This is a genomic window from Actinophytocola glycyrrhizae (assembly GCF_042653545.1).
GTDB classification, from domain to species: Bacteria; Actinomycetota; Actinomycetes; order Mycobacteriales; family Pseudonocardiaceae; genus Actinophytocola; species Actinophytocola glycyrrhizae.
Genome location: NZ_JBHSIS010000020.1, coordinates 307,419 through 320,341, shown reverse-complemented (window position 1 = coordinate 320,341; position 12,923 = coordinate 307,419). Strand labels below are relative to the sequence as shown.

15 protein-coding genes are annotated in these 12,923 nt (G+C 72.0%); 10 read left to right on the top strand and 5 right to left on the bottom strand.

The genetic code is table 11. The annotated features are described in order from the left end of the window. Positions 1 to 54: 54 nt before the first annotated feature. On the top strand, positions 55 to 1,119 hold the full coding sequence (locus tag ACFPCV_RS29750; protein ID WP_378059693.1) for a cobalamin-independent methionine synthase II family protein: 1,065 nt from the start codon (positions 55 to 57) through the stop codon (positions 1,117 to 1,119). A 54-nt stretch (positions 1,120 to 1,173) separates the two neighbouring features. Here the strand turns inward: ACFPCV_RS29750 and ACFPCV_RS29745 are convergent, their stop codons facing one another. Continuing rightward, complete coding sequence (locus ACFPCV_RS29745; protein ID WP_378059692.1) at positions 1,174 to 1,980, bottom strand: class I SAM-dependent methyltransferase; 807 nt, start codon at positions 1,978 to 1,980, stop codon at positions 1,174 to 1,176. 56 nt (positions 1,981 to 2,036) lie between these two features. On the opposite strand from ACFPCV_RS29745, the gene ACFPCV_RS29740 reads away from it, so the two are divergent. Next, entirely contained in the window at positions 2,037 to 2,624 is a 588-nt protein-coding gene (locus tag ACFPCV_RS29740; protein ID WP_378059691.1) for a TetR/AcrR family transcriptional regulator, read from the top strand. Between the two features lie 2 nt (positions 2,625 to 2,626). Here the strand turns inward: ACFPCV_RS29740 and ACFPCV_RS29735 are convergent, their stop codons facing one another. After that, entirely contained in the window at positions 2,627 to 3,127 is a 501-nt protein-coding gene (locus ACFPCV_RS29735) for a DUF4383 domain-containing protein (RefSeq protein ID WP_378059690.1), read from the bottom strand. Positions 3,128 to 3,309: 182 nt separating this feature from the next. Here ACFPCV_RS29735 and ACFPCV_RS29730 point away from each other — a divergent pair, with 182 nt between their 5' ends. Next, a complete protein-coding gene (locus ACFPCV_RS29730; protein ID WP_378059689.1) occupies positions 3,310 to 4,068 on the top strand; it encodes an endonuclease/exonuclease/phosphatase family protein in 759 nt (252 codons plus the stop codon). 139 nt (positions 4,069 to 4,207) lie between these two features. On the opposite strand, the gene ACFPCV_RS29725 is transcribed toward ACFPCV_RS29730, so the two are convergent. From ACFPCV_RS29725 to ACFPCV_RS29715, 3 genes are read right to left on the bottom strand one after another with little or no spacing between them, the layout of a single operon-like run. Further along, the gene (locus tag ACFPCV_RS29725; RefSeq protein WP_378059688.1) at positions 4,208 to 4,876 is read right to left on the bottom strand and encodes a hypothetical protein; all 669 of its coding nucleotides are present in this window, start codon (positions 4,874 to 4,876) and stop codon (positions 4,208 to 4,210) included. 12 nt (positions 4,877 to 4,888) lie between these two features. Further along, entirely contained in the window at positions 4,889 to 6,580 is a 1,692-nt protein-coding gene (locus ACFPCV_RS29720; RefSeq protein WP_378059687.1) for a hypothetical protein, read from the bottom strand. Positions 6,581 to 6,588: 8 nt separating this feature from the next. Then, positions 6,589 to 7,287, bottom strand: a complete 699-nt coding sequence (locus tag ACFPCV_RS29715; protein WP_378059686.1) for a F0F1 ATP synthase subunit epsilon — start codon at positions 7,285 to 7,287, stop codon at positions 6,589 to 6,591. 84 nt (positions 7,288 to 7,371) lie between these two features. Between ACFPCV_RS29715 and ACFPCV_RS29710 the strand changes: the two genes are divergently transcribed. The 7 genes from ACFPCV_RS29710 to ACFPCV_RS29680 all read left to right on the top strand — a co-directional run bounded on the left by ACFPCV_RS29710 (position 7,372) and on the right by ACFPCV_RS29680 (position 12,889). Further along, positions 7,372 to 7,824 carry a hypothetical protein gene (locus ACFPCV_RS29710; protein WP_378059685.1) on the top strand — a complete coding sequence of 151 codons (453 nt, stop codon included), beginning with the start codon at positions 7,372 to 7,374 and terminating at the stop codon, positions 7,822 to 7,824. A gap of 162 nt (positions 7,825 to 7,986) precedes the next feature. Next, a complete protein-coding gene (locus ACFPCV_RS29705) occupies positions 7,987 to 8,742 on the top strand; it encodes an EI24 domain-containing protein (RefSeq protein ID WP_378059684.1) in 756 nt (251 codons plus the stop codon). Next, a complete protein-coding gene (locus tag ACFPCV_RS29700; RefSeq protein WP_378059683.1) occupies positions 8,732 to 9,169 on the top strand; it encodes a tetratricopeptide repeat protein in 438 nt (145 codons plus the stop codon). The genes ACFPCV_RS29705 and ACFPCV_RS29700 overlap by 11 nt, the downstream gene beginning before the upstream one ends. A 5-nt stretch (positions 9,170 to 9,174) precedes the next feature. After that, positions 9,175 to 9,717: a GNAT family N-acetyltransferase gene (locus ACFPCV_RS29695; protein ID WP_378059682.1), complete on the top strand. Its 543-nt coding sequence runs from the start codon at positions 9,175 to 9,177 to the stop codon at positions 9,715 to 9,717. Between the two features lie 204 nt (positions 9,718 to 9,921). Then, positions 9,922 to 10,935 (top strand): NADP-dependent oxidoreductase, encoded by a 1,014-nt coding sequence (locus ACFPCV_RS29690; protein ID WP_378059681.1) that lies wholly within the window; start codon positions 9,922 to 9,924, stop codon positions 10,933 to 10,935. Between the two features lie 107 nt (positions 10,936 to 11,042). Further along, entirely contained in the window at positions 11,043 to 11,903 is an 861-nt protein-coding gene (locus ACFPCV_RS29685) for an SGNH/GDSL hydrolase family protein (protein ID WP_378059680.1), read from the top strand. Positions 11,904 to 11,968: 65 nt separating this feature from the next. After that, entirely contained in the window at positions 11,969 to 12,889 is a 921-nt protein-coding gene (locus ACFPCV_RS29680; protein WP_378059679.1) for a DUF3048 domain-containing protein, read from the top strand. Positions 12,890 to 12,923: the final 34 nt, after the last annotated feature.

Here is a 12,923-nt window from a genome sequence, read left to right as displayed (position 1 = left end):
GAACTCCTCTTCCGGCCCCCACGGCGGTCTCGATCATTCGTAGTGTCCGTAGCCATGAGCATCCCGACCGAGCCGATCGGCAGCATCCCCCGGCCGAGCACCCTGCAGGCCGCCCTCGCCGCACACGCGGAAGGCAGGACGAGCGACGCTGAGCTCGCCGCGCTGCAGGACAGGGCGACCGCGGAAACCCTGACCAGACTGGAGGACCTGGGCTGCACCGTGCTCGTGGACGGGGAACAGTCCAAGCCGAGCTTCGTCACCTACCCCATCGCGGGACTGACGACCTTGGCCGCGGACGGCGCGGTGATCCCGTTCGCCGACGGACACTCCAGGCAGCTGCCGGTGCTGACCGCGGGCCCGTTCCGGTACCAGACGCACGCGGACACCTACCTGCTCGCCGCGCGGGAGCACACGAGCAGGCCGGTGAAGCAGGCGGTGATCGCGCCGTCCGCCCTCAGCCTGCTGTATCCGGGGAACGGGATCGACGGCTACTCGCGCGAGCAGTTCCTCGCCGACCTCGCCGACGAGGCGGAGGCCGACATCCGGCGGTGTCTCGACGCGGGCGCGCACTCGGTGCAACTCGACTTCACCGAAGGCAGGCTGTCCCTCAAGCTCGACCCGTCCGGTGGAGTGCTCGACGACTTCGTCGCGCTCAACAACGAGGTGCTCGGCCGGTTCGGCGACGAGGAACGCGCCAAGCTCGGCGTGCACACCTGCCCTGGCGGTGACCACGACTCGACGCACAGCCTCGACGTCGACTACGCCGGGCTGCTGCCGAAGCTGTTCCAGCTCAAGGCGGGCAACTTCTACGTCCAGCTCGCGAGCGAACCCGACCCGGAGCGGGTCCTGCGGATCATCGCGGACCAGCTGCGGCCGGGCATCCGGGTGTTCGTCGGCGTGACCAACCCGATCGGCACGACGGCGGAAACCCCGGAGGAGGTGCGGGACCGGGTGCTGCTCGCCGCCAGGTACCTCCCGGTCGGCCAGCTCGGCACGTGCGACGACTGCGGCTTCGCACCGTTCGCGGACGACACGTCCACGTCGCGGGACCTCGCGTTCGCCAAGATCGAGGCACGGGTGCGGGGCACGGCCATGGCCGCGGCGGAACTCGGCGTCTGAACGGTTCCCGGGCTCCTGGCCGCATCCGGGCCAGGAGTCCGGCGTCGTGCGGTGTCAGCCCGCACGCACCACCGTGAGCACGACCGCGGTGTAGGCCATCGTGAAGCCCCCGCCCGCGTCGTCGAGCGCGGTGCCGATGCCGGACAGGAGTTCCGCGAGCTGTTCCGGCGGGAACCTGCTGTGCCCACCAGCGGTGGGGACGTGGTCCAGCCACTCCCGTTTGGTGTAGGAGCGGCTCCAGTCGAACGACCACTCCTCCGGTTCGCCGAACCCGCCCGCGGCCCGGATCCCCGCCGCGGCGTTCGCGAGGAACGGCGCATAGGACGACTCGGCCATCGTCGCCGCGTCCTGGACGGGAAAGCCGGGCACCACGCGGCGGTACACCTCGGCGAAGGCCGCGCCCAGGTCGGCCGGGGGCGTGCCGACGTTCCAGAACACGGCGAGCCGCCCGCCGGGGCGGAGCGCTTCCGCCGCCTTCGCCGCGCCCGCGGCCGGGTCCACCCAGTGCCAGGTCTGCCCGGCCACCACCGCGTCGAACCCGCGGCCCCCGGTGGCCCAGGTCTCGAACGGCGACACCTCGACCTCGATCCCGTGCCGCCTCGCGACCGCTGCCATCCTGGGGTCGATCTCGACGCCGAGCACCGTGCAGCCGACGGCCCGGAACTGGCGCGCGGCGATGCCGGTGCCGCAGCCGACGTCGACCACGTTCCTGCCAGGGCTCGCGGCGACGATCCGGTCGACCATGGCGGCGGGATAGCCGGGCCGCGCACGGTCGTAGCGGTCGGCGTCCGCACCGAACGACTCCGCAAGTGCCCTGGCGCGGTGTGCTTCTCCAGCGGGTTCCGCCGGTACAGTGGGCATGTGCCCACACTAGTGGGCGCATGCCCACTCGGGCAATCGACGAAAGGCGGACGCGCGTGCCGACAGGAGTGGCACTCCGCGAGGTGCGCAGGCAGCTGTTCGACGCCGCGGAGCGGGTCCTGCTTCGCGACGGCGCGAACGCGCTGACCAGCCGGGCGGTCACCACCGAGGCAGGCTGCGCGAAAGGTGTGCTGCACCGGCACTTCCCCGACTTCGACGCGTTCCTCGCCGACCTGGTCCGCGACCGCATCGACCGCATGGACACCCAGGCGGCCGCACTGCGTGAGGCCGCGGGCACCGGAACCGTCACCGGCAACCTCACCTCGGCGCTCACCGCGCTGTTCGAGTCGCTCGCGGTCGCCGTCGTCGGCCTCATCACCGCCCGCGACGGCCTGCGCGCACGACTCCGCGAAACCATCCCCGCCGGGATCCCGGTGCTCACCGAGGGCGCGCAGATGATCGCCGACTACCTCACCGAGGAACGCGACCTGGGCCGCATCGCCGCCGACCGCGACCCGGCCATGCTCGCGTTCACCCTCATCGGCACCGCACACCTGCTGTACGCGGGCAAGGACGGCGACCGGCCGGAGAAAGACGCCGTCGAGGAGATCGTGACCACGATCGTCGGCGACGCCGTGCGCTGACCTCAGACCCGGCAGGGCAGCCCGGCAGGCGCCCGGCCCGCGGCGGTCACCCGTGGGCACCGCTGGTCGTCACGACCCGGCGGCCGGTTGCGGACCGGACGCCGGTAGTAGTCCGACGCGCCCCGGAAGTACCCGGCCTCGGGCAACCCCGCAGGCACCGCGTGGTCCTGCCCGCCACCGCTCAGGACCGCGATCCCGATCATGCTCGCGACGAGCGACAGATGGACCACCATGTTCGCGGTGTGGAACGGCGCCAGGGCCGGATCGACCACGGAACCGAACTGCCACAACAGGAAGTACACGACACCGCCGCCGATCAGGAACGTCTGCGCACCCCGGCGGTCACGGCTCAGCGCGAACCCGGCGAGCCCGAACACGAGATGCACGACGTTGTCCAGCACCCCGGCGGCGACATCGAGCACGGCCGCAAGCACGAACAACCCGGCCACGACCAACGTCGCGATCTGCCCCGGCTCGAGGCGTGCCCGCTCGAACTCCCTCATTCCCGCGCCTCCCTCTGCCTGCATGGCTGGGACGCCCCACCGAAGTGGTGCGTGTACACCATGCCCCCCAAACCGACCGACGCGCGCGCCGACGCGCCGGTTCCCACCCGAAGATCAACCATGGTGGCTCCGGACTGCCCCACCGCGCCACCGGTTAAACCCGTCCGAACTACCATTCCGGCGTGATCACGGTGGCGACATGGAACCTCCTGCACCGCGTCCACGCCGAGAACTGGGACGAGGGCACCATCCGGCGCTGGCCGGACGAGGCCGCGCGCATCGCCGCGATCACGGCCGTCCTCGCGGCACGCACAGAACAGGTCATCGCACTGCAGGAGGTCAGCGGTGACCAGCTCACGAGCCTGCGTGCCGCACTGCCCCGGCGCGCGGTGCACGCGTTCCGATACCCGCGCGTCCCCACCCCACGCCGGGGACGCGACCTGCTGCACGACCGCACGGAACACCTGGTGCTGTTGACCGACGGCCCCAGCACCCGGATCGGGGCCGACGCCTTCGCCGACGACAAAGGCAAGGGCGCGCTCGCCGTCAGGGTCGGCGGCGACGCCGACGGCACCCTCGTGATCGCCACCCACGTCAGCGGCGACCGGCGCCGCACCGGCCAGCTCGCGCACCTCGCGGCACTCGCGGGCCCGACGACGGTGCTGCTCGGCGACTTCAACACCACCGGGGACACGATCGAAGCCGGCCTCGGCGAGGGCTTCACGGCCGCGCGGTTCACGGCGGACAGCACGCCGACCCGCCCCGGCCAGTCAAGGGGGTTCATCGACCACGTCGTCACGCGTGGCGCCACCGCGAGCACCGCGACCGTCGAGGACCCCGGCGGTCTGTCGGACCACAACATCGTCCACGCGACGATCACCACACCACGCGACCGCCGGCCGCGAGCCGGGTCGGCGAGCAACGCCACACGCGAAACCTGACTCCCTCCCCTTCCTGGCGTTTTTGGACGTGCGGGTGTTTTCGCGAGCCTCGTCCGTGAATCGGCACCAAAACCGGACATCTTTATAGTTGTTAATCGTTATTGGAAGGATCGATGGAGTTCCGAGTACCGGCCGGTGCTCAGAACAGGCGCAGCCACGCGGGTCCGGTGAACTCCTTCACCGACACCTCCACCCGGGTGAAATCGGCACGGTCGAGGTAGCCGGGGCGGATGACGTCGTCGTACAAAGCGTTGCCCACCAACAGAACCAGGTCCGTGTACGGGTTGTCCGCGATGGCCTCGCGCAGCACGACGCTGTCGACCAGCCGGTGCAGGTCGATCACGAGCTCGCCGGTGAAGCCGAGCGGGCCGGTGCCCACGAGACCGGTGCCGACGGCCATGCGCAGCCGCATGCGGTCGCGGTGGCGCCGGTTGTCGCGGCCGAGCCGTTCGCGGACCGAGGAGAGCAGGACCGGCAGCACCCGCGTCGGGTCGACGCCGACCGGGAGGAACAGCACGCGCGAGTCGCCCGCGTCGCTGGTGCGCACGTCGTCCTCGACGCCGAGGTCGGCGATCACCTGGTCGAGCAGCGCGCCGAGGCGTCGTGCCAGGTCGTCCTTCGACTCGCCGTCGCGGCGGCCGAACCCGACGATGTCGACGACGAAACCCAGCCGGGGCGTGAACTTCCCGGTCTCCCGCGCGGCTGCCGGGGCACGGGCGGCCCGGCCGGCCGCCTCGCCGACCACGTTGCCGTCGCCGATCACGAAGTTGCCACCGACATCGCCGCCGACGCTGATCTTGTTGTCCATCCTGGGTTTCCTCTACTCCGGGGAACGCGGCGCCGCGGTGTCGCCGACCTTGTTGTCCGACCCGACGACGACGCTGCCGCCGACCGAGCCCGCGATCTGCACGTTGTTGTTGACCACCGCCGCCGCCTGCGCGTCGAACGACGCGGGCGAGTACCCGGCCGTGCGCATCATCCGGCTCACCGCCCGGATCAGCCTGCCCTCCAGCATCTTCACGTAGCGGTCGACGTCGGCGAGCTGGAAGTAGTTGTGCACGTCGCGGTCCGCCGCCATTTCCCGCAGGCTCGTCGCGGAGCCGTACATGCCGGGATCGACCACACCCTGGTCCCGCGACAGCGGGCGCAGGAACGACAGCAGGTGCACGAGCCTGCCCGGCACCGACGCGGGCAGCGCCAGCAGGTCGAGCAGCGCCCGCGCGGCAGGCCGCAGCGGCGACCGGGACATCGCGTCGATCCTGCGGTACTTCTTCCTGATCGGCCGCAGGACACACGGTGTCCACTCGACGTACAGCGCGCCCTCGCCGACGGCGACGTGCACGAACACCGTCACCACGAGGTCCCGGTCCCACGTCTCGATCTGGTAGCACTGGTAGTACCGCGCCCATTCGAGTGGGTCGTCGCGGATCGCGTCCGCCCGTTCGCGGCGCAGCATCGTGAACGGCGCGACACCCGGCTCCGTCAGGAAGTCCGCCGCGGCCGGCTCCGCGAGGTGGTCGATCAGCTCGTCCGCCGAGACGATCACCTGCTCGCCGATGCCCAGCTCGCCGAGCCGCCGCCCCGGCGACAGCGTGCGTGCGCCGCGCAGCGACGTGATCTCCTCGTTGATGCCCGCGTACAGGGCCGCCGTGGTCAGCTCGCCGGTGACCGGGGTGTCCGGCAGGTTCTCCAGCGGCACCGCGATCGACCACGGGTCCTCCGGGTCGCCCGCGCCGACGAACGGCACGAAACCGCGGTACACGACCAGCGGCACCGGTGCGCCGTGCCCCGCCGGGCCCGCCACGGTCGGCCGCGGCTCGGCGTAGCGGCGCAGGCCGGTGAGCCTGCGGTCCGGGCTGAACTGGAAGACCGGGCGGTCCCGCAGCCACGGCTCGACGCGGGTGAGCCGGTTGGGCCAGAACCGGGTGGCGAGGTGGCGCCACACCACGAACCGGTCGGCCGCCAGCACCGTGAGCAGCAGCACGACGACGAGCACCGCGCCGACGACCGAGGTGTCCGACCCGGACTCCCCGGTGCGGTCGGTGGAGTCGGTCAGCTCCGCGATCACCTGCGGGCCCGCGTACAGCAGCAGCGCGACCACGACCACGGCGGTGAGGAGGTAGGCGGTCACCGTGCTCGACGAGTGCTTCTTCGCCGCGGCGACGATCGCGGGCAGGCTGAGCAGGACCGCGAGCACGGTCCACACCACGAGCAGGTCGATGGCGACGAGGAACACGAGCCCGGCCAGCAGCAGGACCACCGCGAGGTCCCGGAGCTTGCGCCGGGTGCGGGCGGCCACCGCCTCGGCGAGGACGGCGGCGGCGTCGACGCCGGGCGATGCTGACACGGGACGGGTGGGTTCGACGAGGAACTCGCGGATCGCGCCGTCGCCGAACGCGGGGTCCAGGTGGGCGGCGGCGCACAGGTACCGCGTGGTGTCGTCCCTGCGTACCTGGACCGGGCGCCGGTCGAGCAGGAGTCCGTGCGGTGGGGTGCGGTCGTCGGGAGTCATCGTGCCCCTCACGGCGTCGAGTAGGTGAGCATGACCTCGAGGACCCTGCTCGCCCGGTCCCAGTGCGGGACGGGAGCGGACGCGTAGACGAAGTACTCGTAGCCGCCGTGGAGCCAGTACACCGACCGCACGTGCCTGCGGCCGTCCTCGGCGTCGTACTCGAACTCCCAGTCGATGGCGGGCATGCCGCGCACGACCGTCCTGTCCAGCCGGATCGACGTGTAGGCCTGCTTGCCGGCGGCGAACCGGCGCTCGTAGTCGGCGTGCACGTCGTAGGAGTCGGTGACGGTGGTCGCGGAGCCGCCGTAGCGCAGCATCGCCGACGTGCCGGCCGGGTCGTCGGCCTGCATGGCACCCGGCCCGGTCGCGGTCCTGGTCGGCCAGCCCGCCGGGATGTGGGTCGTCATCCCGCCCGGCCCGGTGACCTCCGTGTAGTCACCGTCCGGGCCGGGCAGTGTGCCCGTCGACGTCGGTACGTCGCGCGCGGCCGGTCCGTCCGAGGTCGTTGTCGTCGTCGCCGCCGCCGTCGACGTCGTCGCCGTGGTCATCGTCGTGGTCGTGGTGCCCGTGGTGAACGCGGCCGGTGCGCCCCCGTCGCGGGCGACGCTCAGCACCACCACCACGCCGCCGCAGACCACGAGGTTCGCGACCGCGACCATGACGGCGAGCGCACGGCTGCTCGGTTGCCCGTATCCCTGTCCTGTCACCGGTCCCCCAGCTCTGTTCTCGCTTTTCCCCGGCACGCGCGGGTAACATCCGACTGCCCATCCGGCACGGCGAGAGGAAACACCGTGCACGACACCCCAGCCGACCCGCACCGAATTGCCATGGATATCCGGGACGAGGCCTTCGCCGCATTGAGCGTGACCCGCGACAACCAGGTCGAAATCACCAGTGTTCGCCAGTTGCGGGTCCTCGAGGACGCCGCGCGGCGAATTCTCGCGATGCACCTCGACGACGAGACGGTCAACGATCTCGCGCGCTCGATGCTGGACCGGGTGGCGGCAGCACGCCGGTGGACATGGGTGAACGTGCCGGCCGCGACCATGGTGACGGTCGCGGCGCTGGCGATTGCCTGCGGCGCCTCGGTGCTCGGTGGGATTGGCGACAACATCGTCCTCGCGGTTGCCGGGGGGATTGCCGGGAGCGTGCTGTTGGGCATTGTGGTGCTCAGATACCGCCGCGAGAACTGGCGAATCAGAGCGGAGCGGATCGCGCCGATGATCTGGCACCACGGGGTGTAGGTCGCAAGGCTACCGCGCGACGTTCCGCCAGATTGCCGAAATTCACCCACCCGTGTATGACAAATCAAGGACAATCCCTGCCGAGACCCCTTGGCGTCCACAATGGACAATCGGCGGCCGCCCGGCGGCGGCCATGATCACGAACACTGGTAGAAGTACGCCGTGCGCGATTTCATCACTGGTGTCCGGTTCTTCGGCCGCGGACTGGGCATCATGCTCCGGTCACCGCGACTGCTGCTGCTCGGCGCCCTGCCCGCGGTGCTGACCACGGCCTTGCTGACAGGCGGGCTCGTCGCGCTCGCCATCTGGATCGACGACCTGGCCACGCTGGCCACGCCGTTCGCCGACGACTGGTCGACGACCTGGCAGACGGCGGCCCGGATCGCCGCCGGGATCGGACTGTTCGGCGCGGCGCTGGTCATCGGCCTGATCGGCTTCTCCGCACTGACGCTCGCCATCGGCGCGCCGTTCTACGAGGCGATCGCGGAGAAGGTGGAGGACGGCCTCGGCCTGACCCCGGCGGCGGAACTGCCGTGGTGGCGGGCACTGGGCCTCGGCCTCCGCGGCGGCCTGGCACTGGTGCTCCGGTCGTTGCTGTTCACGATCCCGCTGGTGGTCGCCGGGTTCGTCCCGGTGCTCGGCCAGACCGTGGTGCCGGTACTGCTGGCACTGGTGACCGCGTGGTTCTTCGCGCTGGAACTCGTCGCGGTGGCGTACTACCGCCGGGGCATGAGCCTGAAGGAACAGCGGACCACGCTGGCACGGCGCCGTGGGCTCGCACTCGGGCTCGGCCTCCCAGCGTCGTTGCTGTGCATGGTCCCGCTGGCGGCGATCGTCGTCATGCCGGTCGCGTTCGCGGGCGGGGTGCTCGTCGCCCACGAGGCACTCCGGAATGAAAGCAGGTTAGTTGAACGTTGAACGGGCTGTGATCGACAACTTCGACGACTACCGGCCCGGCGGCGAGGCCGCCCCCGACCGGTGGGCCACCGCGACCCACCTGTTCGACGCACCACACGAGGAGACCGCGGCCGAGCGCTGGGAACGGGCGCTGCTGTTGTTCGAGGCGCGCGACCACGCCGGCGCCGCGAAGCTGCTCGCGGACGTGGTGGCCGAGCACCCCGGACAGACCGGTCCCCGGCTGCTGCTGGCCCGCGCCTACTTCCACTCGGCCCAGCTGCGGCGCGCCGAGGAGGAGTTGCGCATCGTCGTAGAACGCGACCCGGTAGACCACTACGCGCACCTGCTGCTCGGGCGGACGCTGGAACGCCAGAGCAGGCACGCCGAGGCCGCCCCATGGCTGCGCATGGCAGCCGCGTTCGCCGGGGAGGACGCGGCAGTAGGCTGACGATCATGTCCGAACCAACCCTGCGCCCGGCGCGGCGGGTCGACGTGCCCGCCATCGCCGTCCTCATGCGACAGTCGGTGCTGGACGTGTTCCCCCACTTCCACAACGAGAGCGAGACCGCGGCCGCCGCCCGGTACCTGACCGAGCCGGACACGGTCCTCGTCGACGACGGCACCTACTTCGTCCACGAGGCCGACGGCCAGGTGGTGGCGTGCGGCGGCTGGAGCAAGCGCGACAAGCTGTACACCGGCTCCGGGGCCGCCCCGGCCGACGACCGCCTCCTCGACCCGGCCACCGAACCGGCCCGCGTACGGGCGATGTTCGTCCACGGCGCGTGGACCCGCAGGGGCCTTGGCCGGGCGATCCTCGCCCGGTGCGTGGAAGCGGCCCGCGCGGAGGGCTTCCGGTCGCTCGTCCTGATGGCCACCCTTCCCGGCGTGCCGCTGTACCGCGCGTTCGGCTTCCGCGAGGTGGCAGGCACCCAGGTCCCCCTCCCGGACGGCAGCTTCCTCGGCGGCATGCACATGGAGTACCCACTGGAAGCGTGACGGTCCGTTCTCCGTCTCGCGGCCGGCGCGTTGTTCGAGGTCGCGATGGCCGCGCCCTACCTGCTCGGCGGTGCGCTGTCGGCCGGGTCACGTTCCTCGCCTCCCGGCACAGCCGAACGGCCGCGGAGGCGCCGTAGCAGCTCGGTCAGCGCCAGCTTCCGCCTGTGCACGGGGGCCCGGGCCTGGCCGGTTATGGTGCGGGGCATGGCCATTCAGAACCGGCAGATCCGGCTCGGCGCGCGGCCCGTCGGGCTGCCGACGGGCGACGACTGGCAGCACACGACCGAGGACGTGCCGGAACCCGGCGACGGCCGGTTCGTGGTGCGGACCGAGTACGTCTCGCTCGACCCGGCGATGCGCGGGTGGATGAACGACGCGCGGTCCTACATCCGGCCGGTGGGGATCGGCGAGGTCATGCGTGCGGGCGCACTCGGCCGCGTCACCGCGTCGAACCACCCCGACTTCGCCGTCGGCGACCACGTCACTGGCACGTTCGGCGTGCAGGAGTACGCGGTGTCCGACGGCCGGGGTGTCATCAGGGCCGACCCGGCGCGCGCCCCGCTGCCGACCTACCTCGGCGTGCTCGGGCTCACCGGCCTGACCGCCTACTTCGGACTGCTCGACGTCGGCAAGCCCCGCGAGGGCGAGACGGTGGTGGTGTCCGGCGCGGCGGGCGCGGTGGGCAGCGTCGTCGGCCAGATCGCGAAACACCTCGGCTGCCGGGTGGTCGGGATCGCGGGCGGGCCGGAGAAGTGCCGCCTGCTGACCGAGGAGTTCGGCTTCGACGCGGCGATCGACTACCGGTCCGGCGACGTGCGGGGCGGGCTGCGCGAGCACGCGCCCGACGGCGTGGACGTCTACTTCGACAACGTGGGCGGCGAGATCCTCGACCACGTGCTGGCCCGGCTGCGGCTCGGCGCGCGGGTCGTACTGTGCGGCGCGATCTCCCAGTACAACGCGACCGACCGCCCGGCAGGCCCGGCGAACTACCTTTCGTTGCTGGTGAACCGCGCGTCGATGACCGGGATGCTGGTGTTCGACTACGAGAAGCGGTACGCCGAAGGCATGTCCGTGCTCGCCGACTGGCTCGCGGCCGGGGTCGTGACCGCGCGCGAGCACGTCGTGGACGGCACGGTCGACGACTTCCCCGAGGTGTTCCTGAAGCTGTTCGCCGGGGAGAACACCGGCAAGCTGCTCCTGCGGCTCGCGGACCGGTGACCCCGCTCGTCCGTTGACGTCCGGTGCGCCATGGCCGACGATTGGCGAGCACGCTTACCTACTCGTCAGTAGATCTCGCTGCCGTCATCGATGCCGGAAGAGGAGCCATGCCTCGTCGTCTACTCGCGGCCGCTGCCGCCGCGGCCGCCGCGCTGAGTCTCGTCACGACCTCGTCGGCCGCACAGGCCGACACCGGGCCGCTGGACTACGTCGCGCTCGGCGACTCCTACAGCGCCGCCTCCGGTGTGCTGCCACCCGATCCCACCGCGCCGCTGCTGTGCCTGCGGTCGACCCGCAACTACCCGCACGTGCTCGCCGCCAGGACCGGCGCGGAGTTGACCGACGTGACCTGCGGCGCCGCGCAGACCAGCCACTTCACCACCGCCCAGTACCCCGGCGTCGCCCCGCAGGTCGCCGCGCTCGGCGCGGACACCGACCTGGTCACGATGACGATCGGCGGCAACGACAGCGGCGTGTTCGTCGGCGCGATCCTGTCGTGCGGCGCGGCAGGCATCCTCACGCTCGGCCGGGGCAGCCCGTGCAAGGACAAGTTCGGCTCGCGGTTCGAGGACACCGTCCGCGCCTCCACCTACCCGGCGCTGGTGGCCGCCCTGCGGGCGGTGCGGGCGAAGGCGCCGAACGCGGAGGTGGCCGTCCTCGGTTACCCGTGGATCCTCCCGGCGACCGGCGGCTGCTTCGACAGGATGCCGGTGGCCACCGGTGACGTGCCGTACCTGCGGTCGCTGCAGGCCACGCTGAACGACGCCGTCGCGCGGGCCGCGGCGGCCACCGGCGCCACCTACGTGGACTTCGGTGCCGTGTCCGAGGGGCACGACGCCTGCCAGCGGTTCGGCGTGCGCTGGATCGAACCGGTGCTGCAGACCACCAACCCGGTCGTGGTGCACCCGAACGCGCTCGGCGAGGCGGCCATGGCCACGCGGACGATCTCGGTGCTCGGCCTGGGGTAGCACGCCGACGGGATGCGGTCACCACCGTCAGGGCCGACAATGGCGGTGGGACGAGGAGGTCGCACGTGGCGAGGCGAACAGGTGCCTGCCCGGCGGTCGCGGCAGTGGTGGCGGCCGGGCTGCTGGTGGCCGCGTGCGACGGGCAGGCGGCCACCGACCCGGCCACCACCGACGGGCCCGTGCGCCCGGCCACGCCGGTGGTGGCCGTCAAGGTCGACAACGTGCCGGCCGCCCGGCCCCACACGGGGCTCGGCGCCGCCGACGTCGTCTACGTCGAGCCCGTCGAGGGCGGGCTGACCCGCATCGTCGCCGTGTACGCCGGGGCACTGCCCGCCGAGGTCGGCCCGGTCCGCAGCGCGCGCCGCACCGACCTCGACCTGCTCGCGCAGTACGGGAAACCCGTCCTCGCCTACTCCGGCGCGGCGCCGGAACTGTTGCCCGCGCTGCGGTCCGCCGACCTCGTCAACGCCTCGCCCGACGAAGCGGGGCCGGCCTACCACCGCGAGCGGGACCGGCCGGCGCCGCACAACCTGTACCTCCGGCCGGAGCGCCTGCCCGACGGCGCGACCGGGCCCGCCGAGGCGCCGCTGCTGTTCGGCGCGGCGCCCGAGGGCGGCGTGCCCACCACGAGCTGGGAGGTCGCGTACTCCGCAGCGCGCTTCACGTTCACCTGGTCCGCGCCCGACGGGCGGTGGCGCGTCGCGCTGAACGGCACGCCGATGACCTCGACCGAGTCCGGGGAGCTGACCGCGGCGTCCGTGGTCGTGCAGCGGGTCGAGGTGCGCCCCGACGAGGCCACGGGCACGGCGTCGCCGGTGGCCGACACCGTCGGAAGTGGACAGTCGGACGTGCTGCGGGACGGGCTGGCCTTCGCTGGCACCTGGTCGCGGCCGGCACCGGACGCGCCGACCCGGTTCCACACCACCTCTGGTGCGGAGCTGCCGCTGGCCGAGGGTCCAGCGTGGGTCCTGTTACTCCCGGCATGATGACCGTGCCGGGGACGTGGTGCCCTGGCGACGG

Coding starts and splice junctions, on each gene's coding strand:
- ACFPCV_RS29750 (WP_378059693.1), top strand. CDS start 55: ATGAGCATCCCGACCGAGCCGATCGGCAGCATCCCCCGGCCGAGCACC.
- ACFPCV_RS29745 (WP_378059692.1), bottom strand. CDS start 1,980: ATGCCCACTGTACCGGCGGAACCCGCTGGAGAAGCACACCGCGCCAGG.
- ACFPCV_RS29735 (WP_378059690.1), bottom strand. CDS start 3,127: ATGAGGGAGTTCGAGCGGGCACGCCTCGAGCCGGGGCAGATCGCGACG.
- ACFPCV_RS29725 (WP_378059688.1), bottom strand. CDS start 4,876: ATGGACAACAAGATCAGCGTCGGCGGCGATGTCGGTGGCAACTTCGTG.
- ACFPCV_RS29720 (WP_378059687.1), bottom strand. CDS start 6,580: ATGACTCCCGACGACCGCACCCCACCGCACGGACTCCTGCTCGACCGG.
- ACFPCV_RS29695 (WP_378059682.1), top strand. CDS start 9,175: ATGTCCGAACCAACCCTGCGCCCGGCGCGGCGGGTCGACGTGCCCGCC.
- ACFPCV_RS29690 (WP_378059681.1), top strand. CDS start 9,922: ATGGCCATTCAGAACCGGCAGATCCGGCTCGGCGCGCGGCCCGTCGGG.
- ACFPCV_RS29685 (WP_378059680.1), top strand. CDS start 11,043: ATGCCTCGTCGTCTACTCGCGGCCGCTGCCGCCGCGGCCGCCGCGCTG.